We start from the raw sequence: 17,469 nt of genomic DNA, 5'->3' as shown, positions 1-17,469 counted from the left end.
CCATTTTTGCACTCAGGTCGCCCTACAGCGGCGGCATCCGGTCGATCTCACCGTCGATCAGCTCGATTGCCATGACGATCGCGTCCTCGCGGCCGTCATGCGACGGGTAATAGCGCGGACGCCGGCCGATCTCGTTGAAGCCTTCGCTGTGGTACAGCGTGATGGCGTGTGGATTGGACGGGCGTACTTCCAGGAAGACGCGCTCGGCCCTGCGCTCACGCGCCTGCTGCACCAACGCGCGCATCAGGTAACGACCCAGGCCGCGGCCCTGTCGTTCCGGCGCCACGCAGACGTTGAGGATGTGGGCTTCGTCCACCGCCACGCTGACCACGCCATAGCCGATCGGCAGGCCGTGTTCGACCAGCAGCAGTGCTGGATAGCCGGCGACCAGGCAATCGCGGAAGATCCCGCGCGTCCACGGGAACGGATAGGCACGCAGCTCGATTGCCATGACCTCGTCCAGGTCGGACTCGCGCATCGGCCGCAACGAGACGGCAGATCCGGCATCGGAGCGCAGCGCGCTCACCGCGCCGCCTTGCGTAGTGCGCGCAGGGTGGGCCACAGCGCGCGCTTGGCGGCTGGATTGCCGCGCAGCTCGGCCGCGGCCGGCCAGCTGGCGATGATCGCGGCGGCTTCCGGCGCATTCGGATTCAGGCCCGAGGCGCGGATCAGTTCGAAATGCAGGGTGTCATGCAGGCGCGCACCGGCCCGTCGCACTGGTGCTGCCGTGCGACGGGGAGCATCCAGCGGCGGCTCAACCGGCGCCGGCTGGGCCGGACGACGCGTGACCGGCGGTGCGGCTTCACGCGGTGGTGCGGCGGGACGGGACTGACGTGCTTCCGGCGCGCGTGATGGCGGCGCAGCCGCCTCGGCAACCGGCAGGCTGCCCGGCACCCACAGCGTATGACCCAGCGCCTGCAGCCAGCCGTGCTGTTCACCAGTCCACAGCGGGCCGCCGTCCAGGCTCATGCGATGGCGTCCTTGCGCCCCCGGCGATTCAAGACCCACATGACCGGACCGGACAGCGCATACAGCACGCCCACCACCAGCAGCGTCCGCGGGCGGTCGATCACCAGGATCGCGATCACCACCGGCACCAGCACCACCAGCAGGAACGGCACGCGATCGGCCTTGGCCCCGCCCTTGCCGGTGCCCTTGAAGCTCCAGAAGCGGATGCGGCTGACCATCAGCAACGCCGCGACGATGGTGACGCCCAGCGCGACATAGCGCAGCTGCTCGCCGGTCCAGTCCAGCTTGCCGTCGGCGAAGGCCCAGACAAAGGACATCATCAGTCCCGCCGCGGCTGGACTGGCCAGGCCAATGAACCAGCGCTTGTCGACCACGCCCACCTGGGTATTGAAACGGGCCAGGCGCAACGCCGCGCAGGCCGCATACAGGAAGGCCACCGCCCAGCCGACCCGGCCGATGGTCTCGCCATCCAGCTTCAGGTACGACAGCGACCAGTGGTACATCACCAGCGCTGGCGCCATGCCGAAGCTGACCAAGTCGGCCAGCGAGTCATACTGCACGCCGAATTCGCTGCTGGTGCCGGTCAGGCGCGCCACGCGCCCGTCCACGCCATCCATCAAGCCGGCAACGAATACGGCGATGGCCGCCGACACGAATTCGCCATTGGAGGCAGCGATGATCGCGTAGAAGCCGGAAAACAGCCCGGCGGTGGTGAACAGGTTGGGCAGCAAGTACATGCCGCGGGCCCGCTTGGGCTGGGGAAGCTCATTCATCGGCCCAGTTTAGCCGTTTCGCCCTGCCGCAGCCTTGGCGAGCCCCAGCGGCGTGTTACCGGCCCGGCACGGATCGCGGCTTGCCTCCGGTGCCCCAGGGATGCTGCAATCGGCGCCGATGCGTCACCCCAAGCGGAGCCTGTCCATGCGTCTATCCACCTGCCTGATCCTCGCCGCCCTGCTGGCCTCGCCGCTGGCATCCGCCCAGAGCCTGTATCAGTGGAAGGACGCCCAGGGCGTGACCCACTACTCCGACGTGCCACCACCCAAGTCCAGCCTGGAAGGCAAGCAGATCAATGCCACCGACGCCCTGGCCCGCGGCAGCGCCCCGGCCGCGGCCCAGGCCGCCCCGACCGAGAACGCGCAGTGCTCCAGCGCCAAACTCAACCAGAAGATCCTGGCCAATGCCGCCCCGGTGCGGCAGATGGGCGCCGACGGCAAGCCCGGCGCAGTCCTGAGCGACAGCGAGCGCACCAGCCAGCGCGATCTGGCCGAAGCCGCGGTCAAGGCCTACTGCACGCCGGCAGCCACCACGCCGCGCAGCTGATACGCCCCGGCACCGGTCGTTGTTCGAACGCCTCCGGGCCCAACGCGATACCGCTGACGCAATGAAACCGGCCCACTGAGCCGGCCGGGCAAACCGTCCGATCCAACGCCGAGCCGCGGCAACTGGCAAAATGCCCGCTTTCCGCAAGCGATGCCCACGATGCGCCTGTCGCAGTTCCACCTCCGTACCACCAAGGAAACCCCCTCCGACGCCGAGCTGGTCAGCCACCAGCTGATGCTGCGCGCCGGCATGATCCGCAAGCTGGCCTCGGGCCTGTACACCTGGTCGCCGCTGGGCCTGCGCGTGCTGCGCAAGGTCGAAGCGATCGTGCGCGAGGAAATGAACCGCGCCGGCGCCGTCGAAATGCTCATGCCCACCATCCAGCCGCGCGAGCTGTGGGAAGAAACCGGCCGTTGGGAGAAGTTCGGCCCGCAGCTGCTCAAGGTGAAGGACCGCAAGGAGCAGGAGTTCTGCTACGCGCCCACCGCCGAGGAAGTGGTCACCGATTTCGCCCGCAACGAGCTGGCCAGCTACAAGCAGCTGCCGGTGAATTTCTACCAGATCCAGACCAAGTTCCGCGACGAGATCCGTCCGCGCTTCGGCGTGATGCGATCACGCGAGTTCCTGATGAAGGACGCCTATTCCTTCCACCTGACCCACGACGACCTGGCCCGCGAATACCGCAACATGCATGCGGCCTACACGCGCATCTTCACCCGCCTGGGCCTGGAATTCCGCGCGGTGCTGGCCGATACCGGCGCCATCGGCGGCGATGCCTCGCAGGAATTCCACGTCCTGGCCAAGTCGGGCGAGGACGCGCTGGCCTTCTCCACCGGTTCGGATTACGCGGCCAATGTGGAAGCGGCCATGGCGGCCGATCCCGCGCCGCGCCCGGCACCGGCCGAAACCATGCGCAGGATCGACACGCCCACCCAGAAGACCTGCGAGGCAGTGGCCGAACTGATGGGCATCGCCCTGCAGCGCACGGTCAAGTCGGTCGCCGTCATGACACCGGCCGGTTTCGTCCTGGCGCTGGTGCGCGGCGACCACGAGGTCAACGAGATCAAGCTGGCCAAGGTCGCCGGCCTGGCCGATTACCGCATGGCCACCGAAGCCGAACTGCTCGAATACCTGGGCAGCGTGCCGGGCTTCCTGGGTCCGCTCAATGCCAGCAAGCCGATCCGCGTGGTCGCCGACCGCGACGTGGCGGCGATGGCCGATTTTGTCGTCGGTGCCAACGAAGCCGGTTTCCATATTGCCGGCGTCAACTGGGGTCGTGACCTGGCCGAGCCGGACGTGGCCGACATCCGCAATGTGGTCGAGGGCGACCGTGCTGCCGATGGCGGTGAAATCAAACTCGCCCGCGGTATCGAGGTTGGCCATATCTTCCAGCTCGGCCGTAAATATGCCGAAGCCCTCAAGGCCACCGTGCTGGATGAAAACGGCAAGGCCGCGGTGATGTCGATGGGCTGTTATGGCATTGGCGTGTCGCGCATCGTCGCCGCTGCCATCGAACAGAATCACGATGACAACGGCATCATCTGGCCCGACGCGATGGCGCCGTGGCAGGTGGCGGTGTGCATGATCAACCCGAAGCAGGACGCGGCGGTGATCGAGGCCGCACAGGCGCTGCTGGCCGAACTGCAGGCAGCGGGGTTCGATGCGGTGCTCGACGACCGCGGGCTGCGCCCGGGCCAGATGTTTGCCGATATCGAGCTGATCGGCATTCCACACCGGATCGTGGTGTCCGAGCGCGGCGTGGCCGCAGGCACCTTCGAATATCGCGCCCGCCAGGCCGACGCAGCGGAGAATCTGGAGAAATCCGAATTGTTCCAGCGCCTGCGCGCGGACTGAACATCGCGCAGGATTCGAATGGAAAGGCCGGCAATTGCCGGCCTTTCTTGTTTGACAGTTAATCCCATGCATTTGTATCCGATAACAGGATTGGATTAGGATCGACCGCACTTCGCCAAGGACCGGCCCCATTCCCCTTCCAAAATCGGAGTTACTCGATGTCGATTGATCTTTCCGGCCTGTCCCCCAAAGAACTCGCCTCGCTCATCACCCAGGCGCAGAAACGACAGACGGTGATCGCCAAGCGCACGCCCATCACCAAGGTCCGCAGCCGCATCCTGAAGTTCGCCAAGTCCGAGGGTTACAGCATCGAGGAACTGTTCGGCTCGGCCAGCGCCAGCACCCCGACCCGTGGCAAGAAAGTCGCGAAAAAGGCCGCCACCACCGCCGGCCGCAAGCTGGGCAAGGTCGCACCGAAATACCGTAATCCGGCCAACACCAAGGAAACCTGGACCGGCCGTGGCAAGCAGCCGCGCTGGTTGGCCGCTTACGTGGCCTCGGGCAAGAAGCCGGAAGACTTCCTGATCAAGCAGCCGAAGAAGTAATCGGCAGCGGTAGAAAGGAGGAAACTCCCTCGCTTTCAAAACGCCGGCAATGCCGGCGTTTTTCTTTTGCAGCGGCAGCAGGAATCCCGCTGGATTTCAGAGCGATTTCCGCGCCGACACCAGCAGGTTGCCGAACAGCAGGCCTGCCACCAGCGCCATCAGGATCTGCAGCACCACCAGCAGGGTCGAATCACTGCCCGCGGCGCCTCCCTGGACCAGGTTCATCAGGCCGCGCAGGCTGGTGCTGCCGGGCACCAGCATGATGATGCCGGGCACGCGGATCAGCGCGCCGGGCCGGTTGAAAACGCGTGCGAATAGATTGCCCAGCGCCGTCAGCACCAACGCCGACAGGAACAATCCGACCGGGCTGCCCCAGATCTTGCCCGCATAGCGCGAGATCAGGTATCCGCAGATCGCCGCGCCCATCACCCACACATAATCCCTGCGGTGCGCCTTGAACAACACGGCGAAGGCGTAGGCGCTGATCACCAGTGCGCCCCACTCCACCCAGTCCTGCTGCGGGCGCAGTGCACGCACCTCCGGATACAGGTTCAGCATCTGCGCCAACGTCACCGCGATGATGCTGCCGACGGTGAGCTTGATCACCGTGGTCACCGCGCCGGCAAAACGCGCCGTGCCCGAAACCCAGTGCTGGCTGGTCAGTTCGTTGAAGGCATTGGTCAGGGTCATGCCCGGCAGCAGCACCACCAGCGAGGCGATGATCACCGTATTGAGGTTCAGCGGCGCGACGACATTGGAGACCACGATGGCGACCATGCCCGCGACCAGCGAGGCGATGGCGTCCGACGCCTCGCGCAGCTGCGGCCGGCGATCGCTGAGTTGCGACAGGATGCCGATCAACAGGCCGATCAAGGCCGCCGTGGCGATATCCAGCCACGGCAGGCGCCACAGGCCTGCCACGCCCCCGGAGGCCAGTCCAAACGCCAGGATCTGCTTCATGCGGAAGCTGCGCGAGGGCAGCTGGTCCAAGGCGCGCAGGTCGGTATGGCCCTCGGCCAGGCTCATCTGTCCGGCGGCGACTGCCTCGGCGATGCGGTCGGCCTCGCTGAGCTTGTGCAGGTCGTTCTCGCCCGGCGCCAGGCGGATCACCCGGGTGGTGTCGCTGGCGCCCAGCGCACGCTTGGGATCGCTGAAGCTCAGGATCATGCCGGTCGGGTTGGACCACGGCTCGCAGTCCAGCCCCAGCCGCGCCGCCAGCGCCAGGATGCTGCCCTCCAGACGCTGCGCGGTGGTGCCGTAACGATGCAGGCGCGCGGCGATCTCGCAGACGAAGGCAATGCGCTGGGCGTAGGTGGCGGGAGCTGGCGGACGAGGCATCGGGCTAGTGTAGGGCGCGTGCGCGGGCTTGCGCCCCCGCTCCTGAACACGGCCGTTCCCCTACACTGGCGCGCCTTGCCCGCCGCATCTGCCGCATGCCGCTTTCAACTCACGCATGAACATCGGTCTGGGCGAAGCCATGGCGCTGGGCAGTGCAGCGACCTGGGCGTTCGGAGTGATCCTGGCGCGACAACTGGGCAGCACCCTGCCACCGGCGGCACTGAACCTGTTCAAGAACGGCCTGGTGCTGGCGGCACTGACGCCACTGGCCCTGCTCAGCACGCACGGCCAGCTGCCGACGCTCACGACCATGCAGCTGGTGCTGTCGCTGATCAGCGGAATCATGGGAATCGCCATCGCCGACACGCTCTACTTCCGCGCGCTCAACGAACTGGGCGCCGGGCGCATGGGTGTGGTCGGCAACCTCTACAGTCCATTGGTGCTGGTGCTGGGCTTCCTGTTCCTGGATGAGCGCCTGGGCCCATGGCAGTGGCTGGGTTTCGCCTTCGTGGCCGCCGGCGTGTTGCTGGTGGCACGCCCGCCGAAGCAGTGGCAAACCCATCCGACCCACACCTTGCGCGGGGTGGTGATCGGGCTGGTGTCGATTGCGCTGATGGCGGTGTCGATCGTGATGCTCAAGCATGTGCTGGAAGCCCAGCCGCTGTTGTGGATTACCTTGCTGCGCTTGGCCGGCGCGGTCACCGGCCTGTTGCTGATGGCGGCCTGGCCGCGGATGCGCCGGCACTTCCACTTCGTGGCTTCGGCCGTGCCCTGGCCGCGGCTGGTGGTCGCCGCACTGTGCGGCCAGGGCCTGTCGATGGTGCTGTGGCTGGGTGGCTACAAGTACGCACCGGCCGCAGTGGCAGCGATCCTCAATGAATCGGCGTCGGTCTTCCTGGTGATCCTGGGCGCGCTGTGGCTGCGTGAACCGCTCGGAAAGCGCGCCGTGGCAGGCGTTGCACTGACCTTCACCGGCATAGCCTGTATGCTCGCGGCCAGACCACTATGACGCCCGCCCAGACACAGCCCGAGGTCCGCATCGACCCGGCCGAGCCCACGCGGGCCCGGCTGCTGGGCAACTGGACGCTCTCGTCCGCGATGGACGTCGGCCAGCAGCTGCAGCGCATCCCCGAAGACGCCCAGACCCTGGATGCCAGCGAGATCGGCCGCATCGACTCGGCCGGCGTGCTGGCACTGCTGCGCCACGCCAACCGCCGCAGCATTCCACTGGAGAACCTGCTGTTCCGCCAGGACCACCAGGCGCTGGTGTCCAGCATCGAAGACGTGGTCGACGACCGCCCCAGGAAAAAGCGCGACCTCGGCTTCCTGGCCGCGCTTGGCCGCCTGGGCCACCAGGTGCACGACAACGGCCGCGAAATCATGGCGCTGGTCAGCTTCACCGGCGAGAACCTGGTCAAGCTGCTGCGCATCATCCACGAGCCCAGGCGCCTGCGGGTGACCTCCACGGTGCACCACATGGAGCAGGTCGGCCTGGATGCGCTGCCGCTGGTGGCGCTGCTGTCGTACCTGGTCGGCGCGGTGATCGCCTTCCTGGGCTCGACCATCCTGCGCGACTTCGGCGCGGAGATTTACGTGGTGGAACTGGTGTCCATCGCCTTCCTGCGCGAATTCGGCGTGCTGCTGACCGCGATCGTGCTGGCTGGCCGCACTGCCAGCGCCTTCACCGCGCAGATCGGTGCGATGAAGAGCCGCGAAGAAGTCGATGCCATCCGCACCCTCGGCCTGGACCCGATCGACCTGCTGGTGATCCCACGCCTGATCGCATTGCTGGTGACCCTGCCGATGCTGACCTTCGTGGCGATGATGTCCGGCCTGGCCGGCGGCATCACCGTCGGTGCCTTCGACCTTGGCATTCCGCCGCAGCAGTACATTTCGCGCCTGCACGACACCATCCAGCTCAAGCACATGCTGGTCGGCCTGGTGAAAGCGCCGGTCTTCGCGCTGGTGATCGGCCTGATCGGCTGCCTGGAAGGCCTGCGCGTGGAGGGCACCGCGCAGTCGGTGGGCGAGCGCACCACCTCCAGCGTGGTCCAGTGCATTTCGCTGGTCATCATCCTGGATGCGATGTTCGCGCTGTGGTTCATGCAGGTGGGCTGGTGAACGCCGCCGTCGGACCAGCCATCGCCGCAAGCCGTGGACGATGCGCACGATCCCGACGCGGTGATCCGCGTGCGCGGGCTGGTCAACCGCTTCGGCGAACAGACCGTGCACGACGGCCTGGACCTGACCGTGCGCAAGGGCGAGATCATCGGCGTGGTCGGCGGTTCTGGCACCGGCAAGTCGGTGCTGATGCGCACCATCCTGGGCCTGCAGATTCCTGAAGCAGGCCAGATCGAAGTCCTCGGCGCCGATGCCCGCAGGGGCGACCGCGCCGCGCGCCAGCACATCGAGCGCAACACCGGGGTGCTGTTCCAGGACGGCGCGCTGTTCTCCTCACTGACCGTGGGCGAGAACGTGCAGTTGCCGCTCAAGGAAAACCACCCCGAGCTGCCCGACACCTTCCGCTACGAACTGGCGCTGTTGAAGGTGAAGCTGGCGGGATTGCCGGCCGACACCGTCAGCAAGCTGCCCTCGCAGCTGTCCGGCGGCATGCGCAAGCGCGCCGGCCTGGCCCGTGCGCTGGCACTGGACCCGCCGCTGCTGTTCCTGGACGAACCCACCGCCGGCCTGGACCCGATCGGCGCGGCCGCCTTCGACCGCCTGATCAAGACCCTGCAGGAAGCGCTGGGCCTGACCGTGCTGCTGATCACCCACGATCTGGACACCCTGTACGCTATCTGCGACCGGGTGGCGGTGCTGGCCGACAAGAAAGTCATCGCCAACGCACCGCTGCCCGAGATCGAGCAACTGGACCACCCGTGGGTCCAGGAATATTTCCACGGACCGCGCGCCCGGGCCGCGCGCGACGCGCGCTAACTGCGGAGAACCGGCATTTGGAAACCAAGGCCAATTACGTCCTGATCGGCGCCTTCACCATCGTGGTGGGCATCGGCCTGCTGCTGTTCGGATTGTGGGCGGCCAAGTACTCGTCCGAACGCAGCTGGCAGCAGTACCAGGTGGTGTTCCGCGAGGCCGTCACCGGCCTGAGCGTGGGCAGCCCGGTGCAGTACAACGGCATCGCGGTCGGCTCGATCACCCGGCTGTCGCTGGCGCCGAACGACCCCAGCCAGGTGATCGCGCAGATCCGCCTGGATTCCAACACCCCGGTCAAGACCGACACCACCGCCAAGCTGGCCATCACCAGCCTGACCGGCCCGTCGATCATCCAGCTCAGCGGTGGCTCGCCGTCTTCGCAGAAGTTGACTGACGTTGACCAGCGCGACGCGCCGGTGATCCGCACCAGCCCCTCGGCCCTGCAGAACATCACCGACACCGCCAACCGCATCGTCGAGAAGATGGACCAGGTGTTGAGCGACAAGAACGTGGCCGCCATTTCAGCCACGCTGGACAACCTGCAGAAGATCAGCGGCGACATCTCCAACCGCGAACAGGGCGTCCAGGCACTGCTGGTGTCCGCGCGCGATGCCGCCAAGAGCCTGGATGTCACCTTGAACACCGCCAACGGCACGCTGGCCGACCTGGACAAGAACGTCGTCCAGCAGCTGCCGCAGACCCTGGCCAAACTGGACGCGGCGCTGACCAAGCTGGATTCGGCCGCCGGTAATGCCGACGCAATCATGGGCGAGAACCGCCAGGCGATTAACAGCTTCGCCAACGACGGCCTGGCCCAGCTCGGCCCGACCCTGAATGAACTGCGCGGCCTGATCCGCGACCTGCGCCGGGTCAGCGATCAGCTGGAAGGCAATCCCGCGCGCTACCTGCTGGGCCGCGACGCACCCAAGGAGTTCGAACCGAAATGAAGACGCCCGTCCTCCTCCTGGCCCTGGGCGCATCGCTCGCCCTGGCTGGCTGCTCCTCGCTGCTGGGCGGCAGCCGCGAGCCGACCTCGATCTATTCGCCGCAGGTGCAGGTCACGGCCGATCCGGGCTGGCCGTCGGTGCCGGCCTCGATCGTGGTGTCCAAGCCCAGCGCCGCGCGCGTGCTGGACAGCTCGCGCATCGCAGTACGGCCGACCGCCGATGAACTGCAGGTCTATCGTGGTGCCGCCTGGGCGCAGAGCGCCACCGACATGCTGCAGGGCGCAGTGGTGAACACGCTGGAGGATTCGGGCAAGACCACCGGCACCGGCACCACCGATTCGGGCATCCGCGGCACCTACAAGCTGGTCATGGACGTGCGCCACTTCGAAGCCGACTACGCCGGTGGCACGACGCCTTCAGCCGTCCTGGCAGTCAACGCCAAGCTGCTGCGCAACGCCGACCAGGGCGTGGCCGCCTCGCGCACCTTCAGCGTGACCCAACCAGCCAGCGGCACCGAAACCGCGCAGGTCGTGCAGGCGTTCAACCAGGGCCTGTCGCAGCTGACCACCCAGATCGTCGGCTGGACCCTAACCAGCGCGCAGGCGCAGCCGGAAACCCAGGCTGCGCGACCGTAGGGCGGGTCTCGACCCGCCATTGCCATGCCCGTTGCTCCGGAAGCGGCGGGTCAAGATCCGCCCTACTCGCCGTCGCCCGCGCTTGGGGCCTCCGGATCGACGATCCTGCGGAAGGTCAGGTTGATCCGCGGCCCCACGGGCTTTGCCGTGCGCGCCAGCGCATGCTGCCAGTCGCGTTGGCTGCTGCCGCGCATCACCAGCAGGCTACCCGGCTCCAGTAGAAGCTCCCGGCGCACCGCGTGATCGTCGCGCCGGCGCAGCACGAACCGCCGCGCAGCGCCCAGGCTCACCGATGCAATTACCGGCTCAGGCCCCAGTTCCGGCTCGTCATCGCTGTGCCAGCCCATCGCATCGCGCCCATCCCGGTACAGATTGGCCAGCACGCTGTTGAAATCGACCCCCAGCTCCCCGCGCAGCCGTTCCCGCAACGGCACCAGCGCCCCCGGCCAGGGATGCGGCGCGAACGTCCGCCCCGAATACCGGTAACTCGCTCCCGGATCCCCGATCCAGCAACTCAACCGCGGCGAATCCACCCAACGCCCGAACATGCGGATGCGGTGGGTGTGCCAGTCAATCGATTGATGCACTCGGGTGAACTGTTCGGCATGGCACGCAGCATCCAGCCACGCCGGTGACAGCAGGACATCACCCATGGCGTCGATCAGGACGCGAGCTTCACGCCCGTCTGCGCGATCACGTCCGACGGCTCGACACCTTCGGCCAGCTCCACCAGCTTCAATCCCTCCGGCGTGATATCGAACACACCCAAGTCGGTGATGATCCGGTCCACCACGCCCACGCCGGTCAGCGGCAGGTCGCAGCGGGGCAGGATCTTGTGGCCGCCATCCTTGGCCACGTGTTCCATGATGACCACCACACGCTTGACCCCGGCGACCAGGTCCATGGCCCCGCCCATGCCCTTGACCATCTTGCCGGGCACCATCCAGTTGGCCAGGTCGCCCTTTTCGCTGACCTGCATCGCGCCCAGGATCGCCAGGTCGATATGGCCGCCGCGGATCATCGCGAACGAATCATGGCTGCCGAAGAAGCTGGCGCCCTGGCGCGCGGTGACGGTCTGCTTGCCGGCATTGATCAGGTCGGCGTCGATCTCTTCTTCGGTCGGGAACGGGCCGATGCCAAGCAGGCCGTTTTCCGACTGCAGCCATACGTCCACGCCGTCGGGAATGTAATTGGCGACCAGGGTCGGCAGGCCGATGCCCAGGTTCACGTAGGCACCGTCGTTGAGCTCCTGCGCGGCGCGCGCGGCCATCTGTTCGCGGGTCCAGGCCATGTTGATCTCTCTCTAAGGTTTGGGATATCCAGCTGCCATCCTTGGCGACGCATCGTCGTTTCGCCAAACGCCGGCCCGGCCATCCATGGCCGGTCGTTCGCAGGCTCAGCCAATGCCGGCTGGCATTGGCTGAGCGCGCCTACGCACCCTCGCGCACGGTGCGCTGTTCAATGCGCTTTTCCGGATGCGCGTTCAGGACGATGCGGTCGACATAGATGCCGGGCAGATGCACCTGGTCCGGAGCGATGGCGCCGACCTCGACGATCTCCTCCACTTCGGCCACGCAGAGCTTGCCAGCCATCGCGCAGGCCGGATTGAAGTTACGCGCGGTCATGCGGAACACCAGGTTGCCAGCGGTGTCGGCCTTCCAGGCTTTGACCAGGGCAATGTCGGCGTGCAGCGCGGTTTCCAGGATGTAGTGCTTGCCGTCGAATTCGCGCGTTTCCTTGCCCTCGGCGATCACCGTGCCGTAGCCGGTCGCGGTGAAGAACGCCGGGATGCCCGCACCACCCGCGCGCAGGCGCTCGGCCAGGGTGCCCTGGGGATTGAATTCCAATTCCAGCTCACCGGCCAGGAACTGGCGCGCGAACTCCTTGTTCTCGCCTACATAGGACGAAATCATCTTCCTGATCTGGCGCGTCTCCAGCAGCTGGCCCAGGCCGAAGCCGTCCACGCCGGCATTGTTGGAAATCACGGTGAGATCCGTGACCCCGGTGTCGCGCAACGCGCCGATCAGCTGCTCGGGAATGCCACACAGGCCGAAACCACCGACCGCCAGGGTCTGACCGTCAGCGGCGATATCGGCCAGTGCCGCGGCGGCATCCGGAAACACCTTGCCGGCGCGCGAGGTGCTGCCTGGCGTTGTCTGGGTCATCGCGTCGTCTCCATTGTTGCAAGCGTCGATCCGCATTCTAGCGGTGGGCCCGGTGAGGGCCTGTTGGACTTTGGTCTGCGCCCTAACGTCCGGTTGTCATCGGCTTGGCTACACTCGCTGGCCCCGTTTCCCCCACAAAGGACTTCCTCCATGCCGCTTCCCGCCTTCAAGGCTTACGACATCCGTGGCCGCGTCCCCGATGAACTGGACGAGGACCTGGCACGCCGCATCGGCGTGGCGCTGGCCGGCATGCTCGACGCTGGCCCGGTCGTGCTGGGCCATGACGTGCGCCTGACCAGCGGCGGCCTGCAGGACGCACTCTCGGCCGGGCTGCGTGCCCAGGGCCGCGAGGTCATCGACATCGGCCTGTGCGGCACCGAGGAGGTCTATTTCCAGACCGACCATCTCAAGGCGGCCGGCGGCGTGATGGTCACCGCCAGCCATAACCCGATGGACTACAACGGCATGAAGCTGGTGCGCGAACAGGCCCGCCCGATCAGCTCGGACACCGGCCTGTTCGACATCCGCGACCAGGCCGATGCCGACAAGGCGCCAGCCACCGAACCGACCGCGAAGGAAGAACACCGCCCGGACAAGGCCGCCTACATCCAGCACCTGCTGAGCTACATCAAGCCGGCGAGCCTGAAGCCGCTGAAAGTGGTGGTGAATGCCGGCAACGGCGGCGCCGGGGCCATCGTCGACCTACTGGCGCCGCACCTGCCGCTGGAATTCATCCGCGTGTTCCATGAGCCCGATGGCAACTTCCCCAACGGCATCCCCAACCCGCTGCTGCCGGAAAACCGCGCCGCGACCGCCGAAGCGGTCAAGCAGCATGGCGCCGATTTCGGCATCGCCTGGGATGGCGACTTCGACCGCTGCTTCTTCTTCGATGAGAACGGCGAATTCATCGAGGGCTATTACCTGGTCGGCCTGCTGGCCCAGGCCATCCTTGCCAAGCAGCCGGGCGGCAAGGTCGTGCACGACCCGCGCCTGACCTGGAACACCGTCGAGATGGTGGAAGCTGCCGGCGGCGTGCCGGTGCTGTGCAAGAGCGGCCACGCCTTCATCAAGGAGAAGATGCGTTCGGAAAACGCGGTGTACGGCGGCGAGATGAGCGCCCATCACTATTTCCGCGAATTCGCCTTCGCCGACTCCGGCATGATCCCGTGGCTGCTGATCGCCGAACTGGTGTCGACCTCCGGCCGTTCGCTGGGCAACTGGGTCGAAGACCGCGTGGCCAAGTTCCCGTGCAGCGGCGAGATCAACTTCAAGGTCAGCGATGCCAAGGCCGCGGTGAAGCGCGTCATGGACACCTATGCCGACCTGAATCCGGCGCTGGATTACACCGATGGTGTCAGCGCCGATTTCGGCCAGTGGCGCGTCAACATCCGCAGTTCCAATACCGAGCCGCTGCTGCGCCTGAACGTGGAAACCCGCGGCGACGCGGCACTGCTGAAGCAGAAGACCGACGAGATCTCGGCGCTGCTTCTGGGCTGATTCCAGGCCAGCACATCGTCACGAAAAAGGGAGCCTCACGGCTCCCTTTTTTGCGCCTGGATGCGCCACGACGACTCAGTTATCGCCAAACAGATCGCGCGTGTACACCTTGTCGGCAACGTCATCCAGCTGCGGCGCCATGCGGTTGCTGATGATCACGTCCGACTCGCGCTTGAAGGCTTCCAGGTCGTTGACGACCCGTGAGCGGAAGAACTCGGACTCGTCGAGCGTGGGCTCGTGGACGATGACTTCCACGCCCTTGGCCTTGAGCCGCTTCATCACGCCCTGGATGCTGGAGGCGCGGAAATTGTCCGAGCCCGCCTTCATGATCAGGCGATAGATGCCGACGATCTTGGGCTTGCGCCGCAACACGTCGGCGGCGATGAAGTCCTTGCGCGTGGTGTTGGAATCGACGATCGCCCGGATAATGTTCTGCGGCACGCTCTGGTAGTTGGCCAGCAGCTGCTTGGTGTCCTTGGGCAGGCAGTAGCCGCCATAGCCAAAGGACGGGTTGTTGTAATGGCTGCCGATGCGCGGATCCAGGCAGATGCCTTCGATGATCTGGCGGCTGTCCAGGTCGTTGGTCACCGCATAGGTGTCCAGTTCGTTGAAGTAGGACACGCGCATGGCCAAGTAGGTGTTGGCGAACAGCTTGATCGCCTCGGCCTCGGTCGGCTCGGTGAATAGCACCGGCACGTCCTGCTTGATCGCGCCTTCCTGCAGCAGCGCGGCAAACACCTTCGCCCGCTCGGAGCGCTCACCGACGATGATCCGCGACGGGTGCAGGTTGTCGTACAGCGCCTTGCCTTCGCGCAGGAACTCGGGCGAGAACAGGATGTTGTCACTCCCGAACTGCGCGCGGATCTTCTGCGTGTAACCCACCGGAACGGTCGACTTGATCACCATCGTCGCGGCTGGGTTGATCTCCAGCACCTTGGCGATGACCGACTCGATCGAGCGGGTGTTGAAGTAATTGGTATCCGGGTCGTAATCGGTCGGCGTGGCGATGATCACGAATTCGGCGCCGGTATAGGCATCGACCGGATCCAGCGTCGCGCGGAAATTGAGCCCGCCTTCGGCCAGCGCGGCCTCCAGCTCCTTGTCGACGATGGGCGCACGGCCCTCGTTGAGCATCTTGACCTTGGCCTCGACGATATCCACGGCCACCACCTCATGGTGCTTGGCCAACAGGACGCCGTTCGACAGACCTACGTAGCCGGTACCGGCCACCGCAATCTTCATGTGTCGCAACCTCATGGGGGATGGAAGCCGCACTACGATACGACATCGTCATGCAACGGCTTCTTGATGGGGTGCAGGCAATGCGCAATGCGTGTTCCGCTTGCGCCACGAGCCAACAGCCCCCAATGACGGCCGATGCTCGGACCACAGCAGCATCCGGATCCGTAGATCAAGCCAGCGCGAGTGCCCGAAACCACCATACGGTGTCGCATGGTGACGCCCGGCCCGTTAGAATCCACGCTCTGCCCCGCGCCAGCCGCCGCGGCCGGGCCATCCGGACACGTTCCCCAAGGACATGCAATTCCGATGAAGATTCTCGTCGCCTACAAGCGCGTGGTGGATTACAACGTGCGCATCCAGGTCAAGCCGGACAACTCCGGCGTGGTCACCGAGGGCGTCAAGCTCTCGCCGAATCCGTTTGATGAAATCGCGCTGGAAGAGGCCCTGCGCCTGCGCGACAAGGGCATCGCCACCGAAGTGGTCGTGGCCACGATCGCCCCGGCCGATGCCGCCGCGCACCTGCGCAATGGCCTGGCCATGGGCGCCAACCGCGCCCTGCACGTGGTCGCCGACGGCCCGGTGTCGCCGCTGACCGCCGCCCGCACCCTGCTCAAGCTGATCGAGAAAGAGCAGCCGGACATCGTGATCCTGGGCAAGCAGGCCATCGACGATGACGCCAGCCAGACCGGCCAGATGCTGGCCACGCTGTGGGGCCGCCCGCAGGCGACGTTCGCTTCCAAGGTCGAGATCGCCGACGGCAAGGCCACGGTGACCCGTGAGGTCGATGCCGGCCTGGAAACGCTGGAAGTGGACCTGCCGGCGGTGATCACCACCGACCTGCGCCTGAACGAACCGCGCTTCATCAAGCTGCCCGACATCATGAAGGCCAAGTCCAAGCCGCTGGAGACGATTCCTTTCGCTGATCTGGCCGTGGAAGCCGGCGCCGAACTCAAGACCACCCACTACGCCGCGCCACCCAAGCGCAGCCGCGGCGTGATGGTCAAGGACGCCGCCGAACTGGTGGCCGCACTCAAGCAGAAGGGGTTGCTGTAATGGCCAAGGTTCTCGTCATCGCCGAACACCTGGACGGCGCGCTCAACGCGTCCACCGCCAAGACCGTCAGCGCCGCCGCCGCGCTGAAGCCGGAAAGCCTGGACGTCGCCGTGCTGGCTGCCGACCCGGGCGCCGTGGCCGAAGCTGCTGCGAAGATCACCGGCGTCAACAAGGTGCTCACCGTGTCCAACCCGGCCAACGCCCACGCCATCGGCCAGGTGCTGGCACCGCAGATCGCTGCGCTGGCGGCTGGTTACACCCACGTGTTCGGCCCGTCGACCACCTTCGGCAAGGACCTCATGCCGTGCGTGGCCGCACTGCTGGGCGTGGCCCAGGTCTCGGACCTGATCACCGTTGAGGGCGAACACACCTTCACCCGCCCGATCTACGCCGGCAACGCGATCATCACCGTCGAAACCGACGCCAGCCAGACCGTGGTCGCCACCGTGCGTACCGCCTCCTGGCCGGAAGCCGCCGCTGGCGGCAGCGCGCCGATCGAAGCCGTGAACGTCGAGACAAGCCTGCCGACGCACACCCGCTTCGTCAGCCTGGCCGCCGGCAAGTCCGACCGCCCCGACCTGCAGAGCGCCAAGCGCGTGGTCTCCGGCGGCCGCGGCGTGGGTTCGAAGGAGAACTTCGACATCATCTACAAACTGGCCGACAAGCTCGGCGCCGCCGTCGGCGCCTCGCGTGCCGCGGTCGATGCCGGCTATGTGCCCAACGAACTTCAGGTCGGCCAGACCGGCAAGATCATCGCCCCCGAGCTGTACGTGGCCGTTGGCATCTCAGGCGCCATCCAGCACCTGACCGGCATCAAGGACGCCGGCACCATCGTGGCCATCAACAAGGACGCCGACGCCCCGATCTTCGAGATCGCGGACATCGGGTTGGTGGGGGATCTGTTTGCGATTTTGCCGGCGTTGGAATCGGCATTGGAATGATCGACGGATTCCGATCCGCATGCTTGATG

19 protein-coding genes are annotated in these 17,469 nt (G+C 66.3%); 11 read left to right on the top strand and 8 right to left on the bottom strand.

Annotated features, from left to right (window positions below; all coding sequences use genetic code 11):
• Positions 1 to 22 precede the first annotated feature (22 nt).
• From rimI to pssA, 3 genes are read right to left on the bottom strand one after another with little or no spacing between them, the layout of a single operon-like run.
• Entirely contained in the window at positions 23 to 526 is a 504-nt protein-coding gene (gene rimI, locus O8I58_RS15200; RefSeq protein WP_298317844.1) for a ribosomal protein S18-alanine N-acetyltransferase, read from the bottom strand.
• Positions 523 to 969 (bottom strand): alanine acetyltransferase, encoded by a 447-nt coding sequence (locus O8I58_RS15195; RefSeq protein ID WP_298317841.1) that lies wholly within the window; start codon positions 967 to 969, stop codon positions 523 to 525. The genes rimI and O8I58_RS15195 overlap by 4 nt, the downstream gene beginning before the upstream one ends.
• The gene (pssA, locus tag O8I58_RS15190) at positions 966 to 1,742 is read right to left on the bottom strand and encodes a CDP-diacylglycerol--serine O-phosphatidyltransferase (protein ID WP_298317838.1); all 777 of its coding nucleotides are present in this window, start codon (positions 1,740 to 1,742) and stop codon (positions 966 to 968) included. The genes O8I58_RS15195 and pssA overlap by 4 nt, the downstream gene beginning before the upstream one ends.
• A gap of 145 nt (positions 1,743 to 1,887) precedes the next feature.
• On the opposite strand from pssA, the gene O8I58_RS15185 reads away from it, so the two are divergent.
• The 3 genes from O8I58_RS15185 to O8I58_RS15175 all read left to right on the top strand — a co-directional run bounded on the left by O8I58_RS15185 (position 1,888) and on the right by O8I58_RS15175 (position 4,688).
• Positions 1,888 to 2,289, top strand: a complete 402-nt coding sequence (locus O8I58_RS15185) for a DUF4124 domain-containing protein (RefSeq protein ID WP_298317835.1) — start codon at positions 1,888 to 1,890, stop codon at positions 2,287 to 2,289.
• A gap of 159 nt (positions 2,290 to 2,448) precedes the next feature.
• Positions 2,449 to 4,143: a proline--tRNA ligase gene (locus O8I58_RS15180; RefSeq protein WP_298317832.1), complete on the top strand. Its 1,695-nt coding sequence runs from the start codon at positions 2,449 to 2,451 to the stop codon at positions 4,141 to 4,143.
• Between the two features lie 158 nt (positions 4,144 to 4,301).
• Entirely contained in the window at positions 4,302 to 4,688 is a 387-nt protein-coding gene (locus O8I58_RS15175; protein WP_345781313.1) for an H-NS histone family protein, read from the top strand.
• A 96-nt stretch (positions 4,689 to 4,784) separates the two neighbouring features.
• On the opposite strand, the gene O8I58_RS15170 is transcribed toward O8I58_RS15175, so the two are convergent.
• Positions 4,785 to 6,026 carry a threonine/serine exporter family protein gene (locus O8I58_RS15170; protein WP_298317829.1) on the bottom strand — a complete coding sequence of 414 codons (1,242 nt, stop codon included), beginning with the start codon at positions 6,024 to 6,026 and terminating at the stop codon, positions 4,785 to 4,787.
• Between the two features lie 115 nt (positions 6,027 to 6,141).
• Here O8I58_RS15170 and O8I58_RS15165 point away from each other — a divergent pair, with 115 nt between their 5' ends.
• From O8I58_RS15165 to O8I58_RS15145, 5 genes are read left to right on the top strand one after another with little or no spacing between them, the layout of a single operon-like run.
• Entirely contained in the window at positions 6,142 to 7,035 is an 894-nt protein-coding gene (locus O8I58_RS15165) for a DMT family transporter (RefSeq protein ID WP_298317827.1), read from the top strand.
• Positions 7,032 to 8,147, top strand: coding sequence for an ABC transporter permease (locus tag O8I58_RS15160; RefSeq protein WP_298317825.1), 1,116 nt, complete (start codon positions 7,032 to 7,034; stop codon positions 8,145 to 8,147). The genes O8I58_RS15165 and O8I58_RS15160 overlap by 4 nt, the downstream gene beginning before the upstream one ends.
• 33 nt (positions 8,148 to 8,180) lie before the next feature.
• Positions 8,181 to 8,963: an ABC transporter ATP-binding protein gene (locus O8I58_RS15155; RefSeq protein WP_298317822.1), complete on the top strand. Its 783-nt coding sequence runs from the start codon at positions 8,181 to 8,183 to the stop codon at positions 8,961 to 8,963.
• Between the two features lie 17 nt (positions 8,964 to 8,980).
• A complete protein-coding gene (locus tag O8I58_RS15150) occupies positions 8,981 to 9,907 on the top strand; it encodes an MlaD family protein (protein WP_298317820.1) in 927 nt (308 codons plus the stop codon).
• On the top strand, positions 9,904 to 10,542 hold the full coding sequence (locus tag O8I58_RS15145) for an ABC-type transport auxiliary lipoprotein family protein (protein ID WP_298317817.1): 639 nt from the start codon (positions 9,904 to 9,906) through the stop codon (positions 10,540 to 10,542). The genes O8I58_RS15150 and O8I58_RS15145 overlap by 4 nt, the downstream gene beginning before the upstream one ends.
• Positions 10,543 to 10,604: 62 nt before the next feature.
• Here O8I58_RS15145 and O8I58_RS15140 read toward each other — a convergent pair whose 3' ends face one another.
• The 3 genes from O8I58_RS15140 to O8I58_RS15130 all read right to left on the bottom strand — a co-directional run bounded on the left by O8I58_RS15140 (position 10,605) and on the right by O8I58_RS15130 (position 12,707).
• Complete coding sequence (locus tag O8I58_RS15140) at positions 10,605 to 11,195, bottom strand: alpha-ketoglutarate-dependent dioxygenase AlkB family protein (RefSeq protein ID WP_298317814.1); 591 nt, start codon at positions 11,193 to 11,195, stop codon at positions 10,605 to 10,607.
• Positions 11,196 to 11,203: 8 nt separating this feature from the next.
• On the bottom strand, positions 11,204 to 11,833 hold the full coding sequence (locus tag O8I58_RS15135; protein ID WP_298317809.1) for a CoA transferase subunit B: 630 nt from the start codon (positions 11,831 to 11,833) through the stop codon (positions 11,204 to 11,206).
• Between the two features lie 139 nt (positions 11,834 to 11,972).
• Positions 11,973 to 12,707, bottom strand: coding sequence for a CoA transferase subunit A (locus O8I58_RS15130; RefSeq protein ID WP_298317807.1), 735 nt, complete (start codon positions 12,705 to 12,707; stop codon positions 11,973 to 11,975).
• 150 nt (positions 12,708 to 12,857) lie between these two features.
• Here O8I58_RS15130 and O8I58_RS15125 point away from each other — a divergent pair, with 150 nt between their 5' ends.
• Complete coding sequence (locus O8I58_RS15125; protein WP_298317804.1) at positions 12,858 to 14,204, top strand: phosphohexomutase domain-containing protein; 1,347 nt, start codon at positions 12,858 to 12,860, stop codon at positions 14,202 to 14,204.
• A 75-nt stretch (positions 14,205 to 14,279) separates the two neighbouring features.
• On the opposite strand, the gene O8I58_RS15120 is transcribed toward O8I58_RS15125, so the two are convergent.
• Entirely contained in the window at positions 14,280 to 15,446 is a 1,167-nt protein-coding gene (locus O8I58_RS15120) for a nucleotide sugar dehydrogenase (protein ID WP_298317802.1), read from the bottom strand.
• A 306-nt stretch (positions 15,447 to 15,752) separates the two neighbouring features.
• On the opposite strand from O8I58_RS15120, the gene O8I58_RS15115 reads away from it, so the two are divergent.
• Both O8I58_RS15115 and O8I58_RS15110 read left to right on the top strand, forming a co-directional pair.
• A complete protein-coding gene (locus tag O8I58_RS15115; RefSeq protein WP_298317799.1) occupies positions 15,753 to 16,499 on the top strand; it encodes an electron transfer flavoprotein subunit beta/FixA family protein in 747 nt (248 codons plus the stop codon).
• Positions 16,499 to 17,440 carry an electron transfer flavoprotein subunit alpha/FixB family protein gene (locus O8I58_RS15110; protein WP_298317797.1) on the top strand — a complete coding sequence of 314 codons (942 nt, stop codon included), beginning with the start codon at positions 16,499 to 16,501 and terminating at the stop codon, positions 17,438 to 17,440. Before O8I58_RS15115 ends, O8I58_RS15110 begins: the two co-directional genes overlap by 1 nt.
• The last annotated feature ends 29 nt before the right edge of the window (positions 17,441 to 17,469 follow it).

Source organism: Pseudoxanthomonas sp., from assembly GCF_027498035.1.
Taxonomy (GTDB): domain Bacteria; phylum Pseudomonadota; class Gammaproteobacteria; order Xanthomonadales; family Xanthomonadaceae; genus Pseudoxanthomonas_A.
This window is presented reverse-complemented; position numbering and strand designations above follow the sequence as displayed.